We start from the raw sequence: 16,144 nt of genomic DNA on the forward strand, positions 1-16,144 counted from the left end.
CCGAGGGTTCCCCCCACCCACGATCTCTCCACTTCGCACTACAGCGCGCATCCGCTCCGAGCTCCAAGCGAGCTCCGAACGGCGTGCGCGCAGAACCAGGTAATCGATGAGCAACGACGCCGCCGGCGTGAGCGAGCCCGACCGGGCCGCCGCCGAGCATTCAGTCCCCGCCCCCGACACCGCTGTTCCCGAGACGCACGCCATGGATCCCCGCGATCCGGCCGTGCTCGAGGCGGTGCATCTCACCAAACACTTCCCGCTGCGCGGCATCCGCAACAAGGGCGTCGTGCACGCGGTCGATGACTTCAACGTCGCGCTGCGCCCCGGCCACGTCGTCGCTCTCGTCGGCGAATCCGGATCAGGCAAGTCCACCGTGGCCCGCCTGCTGGCCCGCCTCTACACGCAGACCAGCGGCGAGGTGCTGCTGCACGGCAAGCCCGTGACAGCCAAGCGCGGCCGCGCGTTCCGGCAGTACACCCGAAACGCGCAGATGATCTTCCAGGATCCGTTCGCGTCGCTCAACCCCGTGCACACCGTGCGGTACGTTCTCACGCGCGCGGTGCGGATCCAGACGCCAGGACTGCGCGGCGACAAGCTCGAGGAGCAGCTGCACACTCTGCTGGAGCGCGTGCAGCTGAACCCTGACCGGTTCCTGGACAAGTTCCCGCACGAGCTCTCCGGAGGACAGCGGCAGCGCGTCGTCATCGCCCGCGCGCTCGCCGCGGATCCCGAGGTGCTACTCGCCGACGAGCCCATCTCGATGCTCGACGTCTCCATCCGCGTCGGCATCCTCAACCTGCTGCAGGATCTGCGCGACCGCTTCGGGATCGCCATTCTCTACATCACGCACGACATCGCATCCGCCCGCTACTTCGCCGACGAGACCTTCGTGATGTACGCGGGGCGCGTCGTGGAGAAGGGCGACAGCGAGTCGACGACGCAGCAGCCCGCGCATCCGTACACGCAGCTGCTCGTGCGCTCGGCACCCGACCCCGAGAACCTCGCGAACCTCGACAAGACGGGCGCCAAGGGCGAGCCGCCGAACATGGTGAAGCCGCCGAGCGGATGCCGCTTCCGCACCCGCTGCCCGTTCGCCACCGAGCTCTGCGAGACGACGCCCCCGTCGTTCGAGATCGGACCGAAGCGCGAGGTGGCGTGCTGGGGATACGCCGACAAGGTCGCGGGCGGCACGGATGCCGTTCCCTCCGGTGCGCAGCTCCCCGACCTCGGCGACGCGGCGGCTCCCGTGCAGCCCGTGAAGGCGGTGGCAGCATGAGGTACCTCGTTCGCCGCATCATCTTCTACGTGATCACCGCCTGGGCGGCCATCACGCTGAACTTCCTCATTCCCCGGTTCATGCCGGGCAACCCGGTGCAGTCGCTGATCAACAAGTTCCAGGGTCAGCTGTCGACCAGCGCGATCCACTCGCTGTACGTGCTGTTCGGACTCGACAAGAAGCAGAGCCTCTGGGACCAGTACTGGACCTACTGGGGCGAGCTGCTGCACGGCAACCTCGGCATCTCGTTCGCCTACTTCCCCACCCCGGTGAGCGAGGTGATCGGGCAGGCGCTGCCGTGGACGATCGGACTCGTCGGCGTCTCGACGATCGTCTCCGTCGTCATCGGCACGCTGATCGGCACGTACATCGGATGGCGGCGCGGAACCTGGGCCGACGGCATCCTGCCGGTCACCACGTTCTTCTCCTCCGTGCCGTACTTCTGGCTGGGGCTCATCTTCATCGCGGTCTTCGCCGTGATCCTGCCGGTGTTCCCGGCCGGCGGCGGATTCGACGGCGGACTGATCCCGGCGTTCAACCTCGAGTTCATCGGCTCGGTGCTGCAGCACGCCGCACTGCCGGCGATCACGATCATCCTGTCCTCGGTGGCGGGCTGGATCCTGTCGCAGCGCAACATGATGGTCACCGTCACGTCGGAGGACTACGTCACCGTTGCCCAGGCGAAAGGCCTCAAGGAGCGCACCGTGATGTTCGCCTACGCGGCGCGCAACGCGATCCTTCCGCAGGTCTCCGGATTCGCGCTGTCGCTCGGCTTCGTGGTGTCGGGAACCCTGGTCATGGAGCTCGTCTTCTCGTACCCGGGCATCGGCTACTCGCTGTTCCAGGCGATCAACGCCCACGACTATCCGCTGATGCAGGGCATCTTCCTCGTCATCACCATCTCGGTGCTGGTCGCGAACATCATCGCCGACATGGTCTACGTGTTCCTCGATCCGCGCACCCGTCAGGAGGGCTGAGACATGTCGAACGCACCCGTCGTGAACGACGCGGCCATCACCGGAGCGGATGCCGCGGCGCAGCCGACCGCGACCGCCACCTCGCACAGCGGCAAGCGCCACCGCAAGCGCTTCGCGTCGTTGCGCAACCCGAAGTCGATCACCGGCCTGGTGATCTTCGCGGTGTTCCTGATCCTCGCGATCATCGGACCGCTCATCGCGCCGTACGATCCGAGCGCCATCACGAACACCCTGTTGTCGCCGCCCACCGCGCAGCACTGGATGGGCACGGACCACCTGGGGCGCGACATCCTCTCGCAGCTCCTTGTGGGAACGCAGGGCGTCATGATCGTCGGCGTCATCGCCGGAGCGCTCGCCACGGCACTCTCCGTGCTGATCGGAGTGAGCGCCGGATTCCTGGGCGGAGTCGCGGACGAGATCCTCTCCGCGCTGTCGAACATCTTCCTGGTCATCCCGGCGCTGCCGCTCATCGTGATCGTGGCAGGGGCTGTGCCGAACGCCGGCAACCTGCTCATCGCGTTCGTGCTCGCGATCACCGGATGGGCGTGGGGTGCTCGCATCCTGCGCGCCCAGACGCTCTCGCTTCGCGGGCGGGACTTCATCGAGGCCGCGCGGGCGGGCGGCGAGTCGACCTGGCGCATCGTCTGGTTCGAGACGCTGCCGAACCTGACAGCGATCATCGCGTCGAGCTTCATCAGCACGATGACGTTCGCCGTGCTCACGCAGACCACGCTCGCCTTCATCGGCGTCACCTCGGTGACCGACTGGAGCTGGGGCACGGTGCTCTACTGGGCGCAGGCGAACGGCGCCCTCGCCCGCGGCGCCTGGTGGTGGTTCGTTCCTGCCGGCCTGCTCATCGCCATCCTCGGCATGTCGCTCACGCTCATCAACTTCGGAATCGACGAGTTCGTCAACCCGCGCCTGCGGCTCGCGGGGCTGAGCGCACGCAAGATGCGCAAGACAGGCATCCGTCCCCGTATCGGCTTCACCGCCATGGTGCGCGACGCACCGCGCGGCCCTGCCGTCGGCACGGCCGCGCACGCCGCCCGCGCCGCTTCCCAGGAGGTCACCCGATGACGACCGACGTCACCACCGCATCCCAGAACACCCTCGACGCGGCAGCGGACAGCGCGCCGGCCGGCGGGTCCGCCTCCGCAACGAGCACCGCACCGGATGCCATGGGCCGCGTCCGCAACGCCGGCGGCGGTCGTCCCGTGCTCGAGATCAAGAACCTCTCCGTCGACTACGGATACGGCGAGGATCGCGTGCACGCGCTTCGCAACGTGAGCCTCACGCTGCGCGAGGGGGAGGTGCTCGGACTGGCGGGCGAATCCGGATGCGGCAAGTCCACCCTCGTGTACGGCGCGACCCGTCTGCTTCCGCCGCCCGGACTCATCTCCAGCGGCGAGGTGCTCTACCACCCGGAGGACGGCGGCGAACCGGTCGACATCCTGCGCCAGTCGGAGCAGGATCTGCGCGCCGGTCGCTGGCAGGACACCGCGATCGTGTTCCAGGGCGCGATGAACTCGCTCAATCCGGTGCACCGCATCGGCCGCCAGATCACGGATGCCATCGCCGCCCACCGCCCGGAGACCACGAAGCAGGAGCGCCAGGAGAGGGCGCGCGAACTGCTCGAGATGGTCGGCATCGACCCCGGTCGCATCACCGCGTTCCCGCACCAGCTTTCCGGCGGGATGCGGCAGCGCGTGATGATCGCGATGGCGCTCGCCCTCGAGCCCCGCGTGCTCATCATGGACGAGCCGACCACCGCCCTCGACGTGGTGATGCAGCGTCAGATCATCGAGCAGATCGTCGACCTGCGCGAGCGACTCGGCTTCTCCGTCATCTTCATCACGCACGACGTGTCGCTGCTGATCGAGATCGCGGACCGCATCGCCATCATGTACGCGGGCGACATCGTTGAGCAGGGTCCGGCGGCGAAGCTGTACCGGCAGCCGCGGCATCCGTACACGAAGGGGCTGCTCAGCTCGTTCCCGCCGCTGCGTGGGCCGCGGCGCGAGATGACCGGCATCCCAGGGTCGCCGCCCGACCTGGTGGCGCTGCCGACCGGATGCCCGTACCACCCGCGCTGCCCCCACGCGATGCCGGTCTGCAGTGAGAAGCTTCCGCAGCTCCTGGAGCCGACGGCGATCGGCCCGGAACCCGATCGCCTTGTCGCGTGCTGGCTCGACGAGGACCCGACGGCCACGGTTCCCGAGGAGCTGGCCCTCCGCCCCTGATCCCCGCCCCGAGGGTGCCCGTTCCTCCTCGCGAGGGTGCGCGTTCCTCCTCCCGAGGGTGCCTGTTCCTCCTCGCGAGGGTGCCAGTTCTTCCTCGCGAGGGTGCGTGTTCCTCCTCGCGAGGGTGCGTGTTCCTCCTCGCGAGAGTGCAGTCCCCGCGCACTGCGGGCCCAGACCCGTTGGACCATCCGCAGCCCCCGACGCGGATGGTCCAACGCCCGGTGGTGAGCGGTCGACGACACGCCCCACCCGGTCTCCGACCCCTCCTCCACAGTCCTCGCGGGCCGCATCTCTTTCCCACTGCTTCCTCCACAAGTTCCGGAACCCGCCCGAGCCCGGTACGCTGACTGGCCAGATCCACGATTCCCGAATGTCGTGCCCCCGGACGCAGAGCGCGCCCCCCTCGCGCTGTCTCTGCGTTGCTTCCGCCCGGAAACTCCGGAGCCCGCCAAGCGGTGAACCGACGCATTCTCGGCGTCGGGCTCGCCCTGGGATCGCGTGCAAGGAGGCAACGGGAATGAAGATCACCAAGGGCCTGGCCGTCGTGGCGGCAGCCCTCGTGGCCGTGGGCTTGTCGCTCTCCGGATGTTCGGGCGGCGGATCCGCATCGGAGGCCGGCCAGCGCGCGCTGACGATCGGCATGCCGAACGGCCCCCAGACCAACAACTCGAACCCGTTCCTGAACACGTCCGCGGCGACCTCGCTCGGCTACCGGTACGCCATTTACGAACCGCTCGCCCAGGTCAACGACACGCGTCCGGCGAACAAGGCGATCCCGTGGCTGGCGAAAGCGTGGAAATGGAACAAGGACTACACGCAGCTGACGCTCACCGCGCGCAGCGGCGTGAAATGGTCGGATGGCACGGCCTTCTCCGCTGATGACATCGCATTCTCGCTGAACCTGCGAAAGAAGTTCGATGCGCTGAACACGGAGGGCCTGCCCTACGGCGACATCACGACGAGCGGAGACACCGTCACGGTGTCCTTCACGACCGGTCAGTTCGTCAATCAACTCAAGGTGCTGCAGCTGTTCATCGTGCCGGAGCACCTGTGGCGGAAGGTCGCCGATCCCACGAAGTTCGCCAACAAGACGCCGGTGGGAACCGGTCCGTACATCCTGAAGAGGTGGACCAGCCAGACCGTCACGCTTGACGCCAACCCGAAGTACTGGGGCGGCAAGCTCGCGGCGCCCGAGCTGCGGTACACGTCCTACAGCGGCAACGACACCCTGACCACCGCGCTGGCCGTCGGTGCGTCCCAGTGGGCGTGGACGTTCATCGCGGACTATCAGAACGTCTTCATCAACAAAGACAAGGCGCACAACCGGGCGTTCTATCCGGCCGGCCTCGCGGTCGACTTTCTGGCGCTCAACACCCAGACGGCCCCGTTCAACGACGTCGCGATCCGCATGGCGCTGAACACCGTCGTCGATCGGGCGAAAGAGAGCAAGATCGCCGAGTCCGGCATCTTCCCGGAGCTCACGAGCGTGACGGGCATCCCCACCCCAGCCGGTGACTCGTTCATCGCAGACGACTACAAGGGCAAGAACTACAAGGTCGATGTCGCAGCGGCGAAGAAGATCCTCACCGACGCAGGGTACACGTACAACAAATCGACGCTGATCGGCAAGGACGGTCAGCCCGTCACGTTCACGCTCACGGATCCCGCAGGCTGGAGCGATTACGACACGGGACTCACGCTCATCGCATCGGCGGCGGCCTCCATCGGCATCGACGCCAAGGTATCGACCCCCACTGCGGATGCCTGGACCGACTCATTGAACAGCGGCGACTTCCAGGCCGCCCTGCACTGGACCAACATCAGCGTCTCTCCGTGGGAGACGTACGCCGACATGTTCGACCCGAACTACTACGTGCCGATCGGCCAGAAGGCGTCGTGGAACTACGGCCGCTATCAGGACGATGACGCCAAGACGCTCTTCACGGCGTACACCGACGCCGTCGACGACGCCAGCCGCAAGAAGGCGCTCGACGGGCTGCAGAAGATCTACGTGGAGAAGGTGCCGACTCTGGCGATGGATGCGCGACCATCCGGCGCCGAGTTCGCAACCATGTATTACACGGGCTGGCCGTCCGACCATGACGCTTATGCCAATCCCCAGCCGACCATGCCCAACGTGGCGCTCATCCTGACGCGTCTCAAGGCCGCGACCGACTGACGCGCTGCGCAGCTCTACCGGGCATCGTCTCCACCCGACCTCCACCCGCGTTCCGCCACTTCGCGCGCACTCTCCACCCACGGTCCGAGGCGCTCACTCGCCGTGCCGAAGAGCATCGAAGGGGCGGCGGATGCCGCTCCCTGGCGATCCGGAAGGTGCGTGGCGCGATGGCTCGATGGTGGCAGGCGGTCGGAGCGTTCAGCGCCCGGCGCCGGTGGTGGGTGATCGCGGCGTGGATCGTGCTGCTGGTCACGGCCGTCGGCAGCACGATGGCGTTCGCGAAACCGTTGGACTCGAACATCACCGTCAGGGGACTGCACTCCATCACCACCCTGCACACGGTCGACCGGATGTTCGGCACCGGCAACGCCTCCGGTCAGATCGTCTTCGCTTCCCCGAAGGGGCAGAGGCTCACGGCGGCGGACGCCGCCTCCGTCGGACGGCTCGCGAAGCAGCTCGCCGCCGTCCCCGGCGTGTCCTCCGTGGCCGATCCGTTCGCTGCGCCGCGCGCGGGCGGACTCGCCGCCGACGGCCGGATCGGATACATCACTGTGCAACTCGACTCGCCGAAGCTGTCCTCGACGACGGCGACGGGCATCCTCGCGGTCGTCGATCGCGCGGATTCACCGCGGCTGGAACTGGCGGCCACCTCGGGGGCCGTCGGCGCGCCCGCCTCCTCGTCGTCTCAGCTGCCCGGCATCATCGTCGCGATCATCGTGCTGCTCATCACGTTCGGCAGCATCGTGGCGGCGGGGATGCCGCTGGTGTCCGCCCTGGTCGGACTCGGCACCGGCGTGACGGCCATCTATGCCGCGACCTCGTTCGTCTCGCTCACCTCGGTGGCGCCGACGCTCGCCATCCTGCTCGGGCTCGCGGTCGGCATCGACTACTCGCTCTTCATCGTGAGCCGCCACAGACGCCAGCTGCTGGAGGGTATGTCGCCGACCGAATCGCTGCCACTGGCCGTCGGCACAGCAGGCACCGCCGTGTTCTTCGCAGCAGCGACGGTCATCATCGCGCTCGCCGGGCTGGCCGTCGAGGGTCTCGGCTTCCTGACCCAGATGGGTCTCGCAGCGGCCTTCGCCGTTTTCGTCGCGATGCTCGCCGCGTTGACACTGACACCTGCACTGCTGTCGCTCGCCGGATCCCGCCTGCTCGGCCGCCGCACCCGGCGCCGGCTCGCATCCGGTGAGGCGAAGCGGAGCCGACGGATCGCCGCCGGGTGGGTGGCCGCCATCCAGAAGCGGCCGGTGCTGTTCCTCATCGCCGGATTCGTGCTGGTGGGCGTGCTCGCCGTGCCGGTCTCACAGCTGCGACTGGGACTCGGCAACGACGGAACGCTGCCATCGTCGACGACGCAGCGACGGGCATCCGATCTGCTCGCGGAAGGATTCGGCGCCGGCGCCAATGGTCCGCTGGAGGTGCTCGCCACCTATGCGACGACACCGACGCCCGCCGAGGCCGGAGCGCTCGTGCGCACGGTGGGTGCGACATCCGGTGTCGCGCACGCGCTGGCGGCGGGGGCGAAGGGCGACGCGGTGCTCGTGGCCGTGATCCCGAAGAGCGGACCGTCGGATGACGCGACGGTCGCGCTCGTCGGCGCCCTGCGCGACCCCTCGCTCCACCGCGCTCTGCCGGGCGCCCCGCGGATCGAGGTCACAGGCCAGACCGCCGTGGACATCGACATCTCCGCGCGGCTCGCATCCTCGCTTCCGCTGTACCTCGGGCTCGTCGCGGTGTTCGCGTTCCTGCTGATGATCGTCGTGTTCCGGTCGATCCTGGTGCCGCTGAAGGCGGCGATCAGCTTCCTGCTCAGCCTCGCGGCATCCCTCGGCATCACGGTCGCCGTCTTCCAGTGGGGATGGCTGGGCGGGCTCTTCGGGGTCGACCCGCCCGCTCCGCTGCTCGCTTTCCTTCCGACCATCGTGATCGGCGTGCTCTTCGGACTCTCGATGGACTACGAGATGTTCCTCGTCACCGGAATGCGCGAGCACTACGTGCACCACCAGAGCGCTCGGGGCGCCGTCTCCACCGGATTCCAGCAGGGCGCCAAGGTCGTCGCGGCTGCCGCGCTCATCATGATCGGAGTCTTCGGCAACGGTGTCGTCGAGGGGGATGCGACGATCCGGCCGATCGCGTTCGCGCTGGCCGTCGGGATCCTGGTCGACGCGTTCGTCGTGCGGATGACGATCGTCCCGGCCGTCATGACGCTGTTCGACCGGGCGGCGTGGTGGTTGCCGAGCTGGCTGCAGCGGATCGTTCCGCGTGTGGATGTCGAGGGTGCGTCGCTGAGCCGGCCGACGACATCCGCTGCGGCGGGCGTGGAAGCAGGTGCGGAAGCAGGTGCGGACGTTGATGCGGAGGCGCCGGCCGGCAGTATCGTGTCCACATGAGCTTGGGAATGGGCCCGGGCAACCCCGGCCCGGTCACGATGAAACCCGGTGAGGGCGCGACCTCCGGATTGCCGCGGCCGCCGGAACGGTCGCACGGTCCTCTGCGCTGGTTCGGTCTCGGTCTCACCACCGGGGTGGTCGGCACCCTTGTCGTGGTTGCGGTGGTGATCGCGGTCTCGCACTAGGTCGTGTCGACAAACTCGCGCTGGGCTTGGCCCCCATCGCCGGTTCCGGCGCGCCGTACGCGGAGTGACGGCCGTGCGATAGGAACGGTGTGCTCGGATGGCCCTTCGTTCCCAGCTCCACCGCGCACGCTTCCCGCGCTTCACACCCGTGCCGCAGCCGCGTTGCACGTCTCTCGGCGACCCGTGTCGAAAACGCGAGACCTCGTTCGACGTCTACGTGACCGACCTTCCAGGAGGAACAACCATGAAATACATGATGATCGTGGCCACCGATCCCAACGCCGAGCCGTACTCGGCCGAGGAGGACAACATCCAGGAGTGGGGCGACTTCGTCTCGAAGAAGGGCGCGTGGATCGACGGCAGCCGACTGCGTCCGTCCGAGGACGCCAAGACGGTGCGCCTCCGCCAGGGCGAACTCTCGGTGACCGACGGCCCGTTCCTCGAGACGAAGGAGATGATCGCCGGCTACGACGTTCTCGAGTGCGAGAGCGTCGAGGATGCCGTCGAGATCGCGTCCAAGCACCCCATGGCGCGCTTCGGTCAGATCGAGGTGCGCCCGTTCTGGCCGTTCGAGTAGCGCTGCCCCTTCGAGCGATCCGCGTCCTTTCATGGAGCTGGCCCGTGGAATGACCAGCAGCGGTCACGGTCGCTCGACAGAGCACGAAGGCCTCGGCCAGGACGCACCCGTCGTCCGCCGGGGTCTTCGTCGCGTCAGACGGAGCGGATGCCGTCCCCTCAGCGCCTGCGTCCGGCCAGGAAGTAGACCACCGGCCCGACCCAGTTGACCAGGATCACCGGGATCCACACGGCCTTGGGCCCGCGCACCTCGTCCCGATCGCGCCGCGCGAGATCCACGAACGCGGCGACGGCGAGGGATACCTGCACGAGGGCGGCGACCGCCACCCCGATCTTGGATGGGGTTGGCAGGTCGGCGAAGTTGCTGCGTGCAAGGGACATGCATCCATCCTGCCTCGGACGGCGCCTTCGGGGTGGCGAGACTTCAGGCCGACCGGACATCGGGCGGCGTCATCCTGTGGTGTCTTTCGGGCGGAGACGCTCGTTCGGCGTCGTGGAATCCTTACGTCCGCCGGGCTCGGATCCGTGTGCTTTCCTTGATCCATGAGGCACACGCCGCACTATCTGATGACGGATCCCGACGAGGTCAAACGCCTGATCCGCAACAACCCGTGGGCCACCATCGTGTCGAACACGGCGAACGGGCTCGTCGCCTCGCACTACCCTGTGCTGCTCGACGAGGACGCCGATGGCATCGTGATCCTCAGCCACTTCGGCCGGCCCGACGAGGAGCTGCACGAGCTGGGGCAGCACGAGGTGCTGGTCATCATCCAGGGGCCGCACGACTACGTGTCGTCGAGCTGGTACGAGCCGGGAGACATCGTGCCGACCTGGAACCACGTGACCGCGCACCTGTACGGCACGCCGGAGCTCCTCTCCGAGGAGGAGAACTTCCGCGTGCTGTCGCGGCTCACCGACCATTTCGAGCAGCACTATCCGCATGGCAGGAGCCTGTCGGAGGACGAGGCCGGCGCTCGCCGCATCGCGAAAGGCACCGTCGGGCTGCGGATGCTCGTGACCCGCTTCGACGCGCGGTCGAAGCTCAGTCAGAACAAGAAGCCAGAGGTCGCCGACCGCATCATCGAGAACCTCGAGCCGGGGAACCCCGGCCTCGCGGAGGAGATGCGTCGCATCCGCCACTGAGGTCGGCCGTCGCGCCATTCGCAGCCCCCGCCGGCGTGCGCGCGCAAGGGAATTGCTGGCGCGTGTTGTCGCTATCGGAACGGCTAGCGACAAGAAGCGTCAGGTAATCAGCGGACGTGCGCGCGCTCAAGGGAGTTGCTGGCGCGTGTTGTCGCTAGCCGGTTCCGATAGCGACCACAAGCGTCAGGAATTCGGTGAGGGAGCCTCGAGGCCGGCGAACGCGGGCGGCCGGGCGGAACGGTGCGGGGCGGGCGTCAGGACTCCTTGGGCTTCGGCATCGCCGACGCCACGCGCTCCAGCGTGTCCAGGATGTCCGTGATCGCGACCAGCTCGTCATCGTCCAGTTCGGCCATGAGCTTGCCGATCCGCTCCGCGCGCTCGGCCCGCGCCTGCAGCACGGCCTCGGCGCCGGCATCCGTGGCGGTCACGAGCGACGAGCGGCCGTCGTCGGGATCCGGATGCCGTTCCACGAGCCCGCGCGCCTCGAGGTCCGCCACGAGCCGGGTGATCCCTGGCGCCCCGATGGATTCGATCCTGGCGAGATCGCCGGGACGGAGCGGACCCTTGCGCGCGATGCTCGACAGCGCAGACAGCTGCGCCTGGGTGAGGTGCGAGCCGACGGCGCGGATCCTGCGATTGATCCGCCCAACCACGACCGCGAGTCGCGCCGCCGTCTCGGCCCGGTCGCCGGTGGACCGTGCGCCGGCCGCGTGGACCCCGGCGGCGCCGGCCGCGTCGACGTCGGCCGAGTCGGCGTCGGCGGCGCGAGTGTCAGGGCGTGGCATCCGTCGATCCTAGGGTGCGCCGGTGCTGCCCGCCTGTGCCCGCTGAGAACCTGCCGCAGCAGAACCCGTGACGGCGGCAGCGGGGGCGTCGGCCGTCGTCACGGCGACGGAAGCAGGCGCCTGGTCGGCGGCATCCTCGCTCCCGTCGTGCTCGAGGCGCAGTCGCACCGGGGCGGTGTCGACGTGCACGTACTTCTTGCCGCGGCTGAAGGAGGCGATCGCTCCGATCAGCGACATGATCGCCGCCGCGATGAACACCACGGCGAGTCCGTCGTGGAACGCGTTCTGGATGAGCTGCGGGAAGAACTCCTTGCCGGTGAGCGTGGCCGCATCCGATGCGGGAAGCTTGTCGAGCACGCCGGTCGGCCCGAGCAGACTCTCGATCGGGTTGTAGCCGAGGAACGTCGCGAACACACTGCTCACCGGCGGCAGCTCGGCGATCTTGTGCGCGGCGGCGGAGGGCACGCCGTGCGAGGTGAGCCCGTTGTACAGCGCGCTCGGCAGCGACGCGGCGAGACCGGAGATGAGCAGCGAGAAGAACAGCCCCATCGAGAGCGACGTGCCCGCGTTCTGCACGGTGCCCGCCATGCCGGATGCCGCGCCTCGCTGATTCGCGGGAACGCTGTTCATGATCGCGGTGCGGTTCGGTGCCCCGAACATGCCGGATCCGATGCCGGAGAGCCCCGTGATGATCGCGAACTGCCAGTACTCGAAGTTCACCGGAATGAGCAGCAGCAGCACGAAGGTGATGGCCACGACGAAGAGGCCGAGCGTGGCGAACAGGCGAGCGCCGAAACGGTCGGAGAGCACGCCGGAGAGTGGTCCTGCGATGAGGAATCCGATCGTGATCGGCAGCATGTAGATGCCGGCCCAGAGCGGGGTGTCCGCGTAGTCGTATCCGTGCAACGGCAGCCAGATGCCCTGCAGCCAGATGATCAGCATGAACTGCAGGCCGCCTCGGCCGACGGAGGCGAGCAGCCCCGCGAGGTTCGCCATGGCGAACGCGCGGATCCGGAACAGGCGCATGTTGAACATCGGCGACTTGGCGCGCAGCTCGATGAACGTGAAGACGACGAGCAGCAGGGCGCCGCCGATGATGCCGGTGAGCACCCACGGGTTGGTCCATCCGGTGGAGTTGCCGCCGTAGGGCTGGATGCCGTACGTGATCGCCGTGAGCAGCGCGGTCAGACCCACCGCGAACGTGATGTTGCCCGGCCAGTCCAGCTTGCCGGGATTCTTGGTGCCGACCTCCTTGAGGGAGATGTACGACCAGATGGTGCCGATCACGCCGATCGGCACGCTCACGAAGAACACGGCACGCCAGTCGACGACAGCGAGCAGACCGCCGACGATGAGGCCGATGAAGCTTCCGGCGATGGCCGCGACCTGGTTGATGCCGAGCGCCATTCCTCTGCGGTTGGAGGGGAAGGCATCCGTCAGGATGGCCGTCGAGTTGGCGAACAGCATGGCGCCGCCGATGCCCTGAACGAACCGCCACACGATGAGCCACATGGCTCCCGCGCCGTTGGTGAACGGATCGAAGGCGAGGGCGATCGATCCGATCGTGAACACCACGAAGCCGAGGTTGTAGATGCGCACGCGACCGAACATGTCGCCGAGACGCCCGAACGTCACGACCAGCACGGCTGTGACGAGCATGTAGCCCATGAGCATCCAGAGCAGGTAGCTCACATTGCCCGCCTCGAGCGGGTTGAGCTTGATGCCCTTGAAGATGGCGGGCAGCGAGATGATGACGATCGACGAGTTGATCGTCGCCATGAGCATGCCGAGGGTGGTGTTGCTCAGGGCGACCCACTTGTAGTGGGGGTGCTCCTTGGTGAACAGGGCGCGGGAGGGCGGCGGTGTGGTGGCGGTGGTCACAGAACTCCAGAACGGCGTAACGACTGAACTACTTGCTTGATGTGAAACAAATATAGTCCGTTCGTTCGAACATCGAACTACGGATGTTCTACCGTGCGGAGACGGGCACGTAACGTTCCCGCGGGACGGGCGTCGGCGAGGGGACCGGACGCTAGAGCCCCGGTCGCACCCGCAGCTCGGTCAGATCCGCGTCGCGAGGCAGGTCGAGCGCGGTCAGCACGGCGGTGACGACCGACTCGGGACGGATCCAGTCCGCGTCTTCGTACTCGGCACCCTCTTGCTCGTGCACGCGCTGCTGCATCGGGGTCGCCGTGCGTCCCGGGTACACGCTCGTCACGCGCACGCCGGCCGCGCGCTCCTCGGCACGCAGGGAATCCGCCAGCGCCCGCAGACCGAACTTGCTCGCGGCGTACGCACTCCACTGTGGCGACGCGTTGAGCCCTGCACCCGAATTCACGAACACCACCCGACCGGATGACTCGCGCAGCGCGGGCAGCGCGAGTCGCGTCAGCTCGGCCGGGGACTCGAGGTTCACGGCGAGCGTGCGGCGCCACACCGCGGGCGGCAGCGTCGCCACCGGGCCGAGGTCGACCACCCCTGCGACGTGCAGCAGCGAGTCCAGACGGGACGGCATCCGTTCCCCGACGGATCCCGCCAGCGACTCCGGATGCTCCAGGTCGCCAACGACCGTGCTCGCGCCCGGGAACTCGGCCGCCAGCGCCGCAGCTCGTTCGGCGTTCCGGGCCAGCAGCAGGAGTCCGTCTCCGCGGTCGTGCAGAGCGCGGGCGAGGGCGGATCCGATACCGGAGGTTGCGCCGGTCAGGAAATGGGTGGACATGGACTCCAGTATGCGAAGTAGAGATGCGTGCTGGAAGTCGGAGTTTCCGCGCCACCGCCGGCGTGTCCTCGCCACGCGCGGCGAGTCACCACAGGATTCCGAATTCCAGCACGCGAGGACTCACCGGCGGCGGCGTCGGGTGAGAACCAGCACCAACACCGCGATCAGCGCGAGCACAACGATCGCCACGGCGATGACGACCACGACGACGATCGCACCCGAGTTGACGGTTCCCTGTGCCGTACCCGCACCCGCCCTCGCGGTGCTGGTCGCTCCCGCGCCCTTGCACGCGCTGTCTGCCGACCCCTTCGCCGCCTTCGTCCCGGCCGGCGGTGCGTACGTGAAGGTGATCGAATCCGACACGACGTGACCGTCAGCCGAGACGATCTGCCATGTGACCAGGTATTTTCCCGGGCCGCCGAGCGCTACAGGAGCCGTGACGTCGCGGTCCTGCACCTTCGGGCATCCGGTCTCGAAGTGGGTGGATGCGCCGTCGGGGCCTGTCACCTGCAGCAGGGCGCCGGGACCCGTTTGCGCCAAGTCGAGCACCACGTCGTCGAACGTGAGTCGGACGCTGTCGAGCGGGGTCGTCTGCGTCGATCCCGCCTTCGGCGAGCTGTCCACGAGATAGTCGTGCGCGCTCGCGGGGGCAGACGTCAGTACGCCGATCGCCGCGGCCGCCGCGAGGGCGACGACCGCGGCGGCGGCACTGAGACCTCGCCTCCCCGGAAGACGGATGCGGCGCCGCGCCACCGAGACGCGGTCGACTCCATCTCCCGAGCGTCGGGGTCCACCTGGCATCACGCCTCACCCCCGCCCGAGCCCGCTCCGTCCTCCGACGAGCCCGCCCGTGCGGATGCAGCGCGCGGGCGCCGGGTGAGCGCCAGCACCGACACGACGAGGGCGATGGCGCCGAGCGCCAGACCGCCGAGGCCCAGACCGATCCCCAGCGAGTCAGACGGCGACGACGCGGCGGCCAGCGCCGGCGGTGCCGCCGAACTGCTCACGATCGTGGGCGCCGAGTCGCCGGGCGGCGCGTCGTTGATGTAGAGCGTGGGAGCCGGATGCTCCGGCTCCTCGCCCGACGCCGGCGTCACCTGGTCCCACTTCACGACGCTGCCGTCCGAATAGGTCTGCGTGGCAGGGAGCACCACCTTGCCGGTGTCCGGCACGATGCCGGCGGACACACTGAACTGTTGGAACTGGCCTGGGCCGACCTGCGTGCCGGCGTCGGCCGTCCACACGATTTTCGTCGGCGCAGACGTGACAGTGGCCCCGGAGATCTTCACCGGCTCGGGCAGCTTCGTCGTGGTGACGACGGCCGACCATCCGGGCACCGGCTGGTACGAGATCGAGGTGAACGGGGTGTCGGTTGGGAAGTCGACCTCGAGCCCGACGGTGCCCGCCGTGGCCGACTCGGTCGGCACGCGGAACGTGAGCACCGTGTACGTGCCGGCGGACGCCTGGTCCGGGTCGATCCGCACGTGCGCTTCTGCGGCGAGAGGGGTGGCCACCGCGAGGACGACTGCGGCGGCTGCGATGGCTGCTGCCGTCGCGAAACTTCGTCTGATCATGGATTCTTTTCATATGCCTGCTCGTGCATACGATGCACGATGCGCTGGATGCTGACGTCGAAGCGGCGAGGCGCGACGACGCCGATCGCGGGCACGA

At 68.1% G+C, this 16,144-nt stretch carries 15 protein-coding genes; 9 read left to right on the forward strand and 6 right to left on the reverse strand.

All coding sequences use genetic code 11. The features are described from left to right. Positions 1 to 106 precede the first annotated feature (106 nt). The 8 genes from ACX9R5_RS05285 (at position 107) to ACX9R5_RS05320 (ending at position 9,827) form a co-directional block, all read left to right on the forward strand. Complete coding sequence (locus tag ACX9R5_RS05285; protein ID WP_459407952.1) at positions 107 to 1,276, forward strand: ABC transporter ATP-binding protein; 1,170 nt, start codon at positions 107 to 109, stop codon at positions 1,274 to 1,276. Then, the gene (locus ACX9R5_RS05290) at positions 1,273 to 2,253 is read left to right on the forward strand and encodes an ABC transporter permease (RefSeq protein ID WP_459407953.1); all 981 of its coding nucleotides are present in this window, start codon (positions 1,273 to 1,275) and stop codon (positions 2,251 to 2,253) included. Before ACX9R5_RS05285 ends, ACX9R5_RS05290 begins: the two co-directional genes overlap by 4 nt. Before the next feature lie 3 nt (positions 2,254 to 2,256). Further along, a complete protein-coding gene (locus ACX9R5_RS05295) occupies positions 2,257 to 3,330 on the forward strand; it encodes an ABC transporter permease (protein WP_459407954.1) in 1,074 nt (357 codons plus the stop codon). Then, positions 3,327 to 4,493, forward strand: coding sequence for an ABC transporter ATP-binding protein (locus ACX9R5_RS05300; RefSeq protein ID WP_459407955.1), 1,167 nt, complete (start codon positions 3,327 to 3,329; stop codon positions 4,491 to 4,493). The genes ACX9R5_RS05295 and ACX9R5_RS05300 overlap by 4 nt, the downstream gene beginning before the upstream one ends. Before the next feature lie 517 nt (positions 4,494 to 5,010). Beyond that, positions 5,011 to 6,672: an ABC transporter substrate-binding protein gene (locus tag ACX9R5_RS05305; protein WP_459407956.1), complete on the forward strand. Its 1,662-nt coding sequence runs from the start codon at positions 5,011 to 5,013 to the stop codon at positions 6,670 to 6,672. A 167-nt stretch (positions 6,673 to 6,839) separates the two neighbouring features. Next, complete coding sequence (locus ACX9R5_RS05310; RefSeq protein ID WP_459407957.1) at positions 6,840 to 9,065, forward strand: MMPL family transporter; 2,226 nt, start codon at positions 6,840 to 6,842, stop codon at positions 9,063 to 9,065. Continuing rightward, positions 9,062 to 9,250 (forward strand): hypothetical protein, encoded by a 189-nt coding sequence (locus ACX9R5_RS05315; protein ID WP_459407958.1) that lies wholly within the window; start codon positions 9,062 to 9,064, stop codon positions 9,248 to 9,250. Before ACX9R5_RS05310 ends, ACX9R5_RS05315 begins: the two co-directional genes overlap by 4 nt. Positions 9,251 to 9,494: 244 nt before the next feature. Continuing rightward, entirely contained in the window at positions 9,495 to 9,827 is a 333-nt protein-coding gene (locus tag ACX9R5_RS05320) for a YciI family protein (protein WP_170025241.1), read from the forward strand. Between the two features lie 158 nt (positions 9,828 to 9,985). On the opposite strand, the gene ACX9R5_RS05325 is transcribed toward ACX9R5_RS05320, so the two are convergent. Further along, entirely contained in the window at positions 9,986 to 10,207 is a 222-nt protein-coding gene (locus tag ACX9R5_RS05325) for a PLD nuclease N-terminal domain-containing protein (RefSeq protein WP_459407959.1), read from the reverse strand. 162 nt (positions 10,208 to 10,369) lie between these two features. On the opposite strand from ACX9R5_RS05325, the gene ACX9R5_RS05330 reads away from it, so the two are divergent. Continuing rightward, positions 10,370 to 10,969: an FMN-binding negative transcriptional regulator gene (locus tag ACX9R5_RS05330; RefSeq protein ID WP_459407960.1), complete on the forward strand. Its 600-nt coding sequence runs from the start codon at positions 10,370 to 10,372 to the stop codon at positions 10,967 to 10,969. A 254-nt stretch (positions 10,970 to 11,223) separates the two neighbouring features. Here ACX9R5_RS05330 and ACX9R5_RS05335 read toward each other — a convergent pair whose 3' ends face one another. From ACX9R5_RS05335 to ACX9R5_RS05355, 5 genes are all read right to left on the reverse strand, one after another. Then, positions 11,224 to 11,754: a MarR family winged helix-turn-helix transcriptional regulator gene (locus ACX9R5_RS05335; RefSeq protein ID WP_459407961.1), complete on the reverse strand. Its 531-nt coding sequence runs from the start codon at positions 11,752 to 11,754 to the stop codon at positions 11,224 to 11,226. A gap of 9 nt (positions 11,755 to 11,763) precedes the next feature. Further along, positions 11,764 to 13,635, reverse strand: a complete 1,872-nt coding sequence (locus tag ACX9R5_RS05340) for an MFS transporter (protein WP_459407962.1) — start codon at positions 13,633 to 13,635, stop codon at positions 11,764 to 11,766. Positions 13,636 to 13,786: 151 nt separating this feature from the next. After that, a complete protein-coding gene (locus tag ACX9R5_RS05345) occupies positions 13,787 to 14,473 on the reverse strand; it encodes an SDR family oxidoreductase (RefSeq protein ID WP_459407963.1) in 687 nt (228 codons plus the stop codon). 120 nt (positions 14,474 to 14,593) lie between these two features. Next, positions 14,594 to 15,274, reverse strand: a complete 681-nt coding sequence (locus ACX9R5_RS05350) for a copper resistance CopC family protein (protein ID WP_459407964.1) — start codon at positions 15,272 to 15,274, stop codon at positions 14,594 to 14,596. Next, positions 15,274 to 16,047: a YcnI family copper-binding membrane protein gene (locus tag ACX9R5_RS05355; RefSeq protein WP_459407965.1), complete on the reverse strand. Its 774-nt coding sequence runs from the start codon at positions 16,045 to 16,047 to the stop codon at positions 15,274 to 15,276. Before ACX9R5_RS05355 ends, ACX9R5_RS05350 begins: the two co-directional genes overlap by 1 nt. Positions 16,048 to 16,144 lie beyond the last annotated feature (97 nt).

This window comes from Rathayibacter sp. CAU 1779, assembly GCF_054551755.1.

Bases quoted from the DNA above. Each gene is read 5' to 3' on its own strand.
- ACX9R5_RS05320 (WP_170025241.1), top strand. From the start codon at position 9,495: ATGAAATACATGATGATCGTGGCCACCGATCCCAACGCCGAGCCGTAC.
- ACX9R5_RS05345 (WP_459407963.1), bottom strand. From the start codon at position 14,473: ATGTCCACCCATTTCCTGACCGGCGCAACCTCCGGTATCGGATCCGCC.
- ACX9R5_RS05335 (WP_459407961.1), bottom strand. From the start codon at position 11,754: ATGCCACGCCCTGACACTCGCGCCGCCGACGCCGACTCGGCCGACGTC.
- ACX9R5_RS05305 (WP_459407956.1), top strand. From the start codon at position 5,011: ATGAAGATCACCAAGGGCCTGGCCGTCGTGGCGGCAGCCCTCGTGGCC.
- ACX9R5_RS05355 (WP_459407965.1), bottom strand. From the start codon at position 16,047: ATGATCAGACGAAGTTTCGCGACGGCAGCAGCCATCGCAGCCGCCGCA.
- ACX9R5_RS05300 (WP_459407955.1), top strand. From the start codon at position 3,327: ATGACGACCGACGTCACCACCGCATCCCAGAACACCCTCGACGCGGCA.
- ACX9R5_RS05290 (WP_459407953.1), top strand. From the start codon at position 1,273: ATGAGGTACCTCGTTCGCCGCATCATCTTCTACGTGATCACCGCCTGG.
- ACX9R5_RS05330 (WP_459407960.1), top strand. From the start codon at position 10,370: ATGAGGCACACGCCGCACTATCTGATGACGGATCCCGACGAGGTCAAA.
- ACX9R5_RS05310 (WP_459407957.1), top strand. From the start codon at position 6,840: ATGGCTCGATGGTGGCAGGCGGTCGGAGCGTTCAGCGCCCGGCGCCGG.
- ACX9R5_RS05350 (WP_459407964.1), bottom strand. From the start codon at position 15,274: ATGCCAGGTGGACCCCGACGCTCGGGAGATGGAGTCGACCGCGTCTCG.
- ACX9R5_RS05325 (WP_459407959.1), bottom strand. From the start codon at position 10,207: ATGTCCCTTGCACGCAGCAACTTCGCCGACCTGCCAACCCCATCCAAG.
- ACX9R5_RS05285 (WP_459407952.1), top strand. From the start codon at position 107: ATGAGCAACGACGCCGCCGGCGTGAGCGAGCCCGACCGGGCCGCCGCC.
- ACX9R5_RS05295 (WP_459407954.1), top strand. From the start codon at position 2,257: ATGTCGAACGCACCCGTCGTGAACGACGCGGCCATCACCGGAGCGGAT.
- ACX9R5_RS05315 (WP_459407958.1), top strand. From the start codon at position 9,062: ATGAGCTTGGGAATGGGCCCGGGCAACCCCGGCCCGGTCACGATGAAA.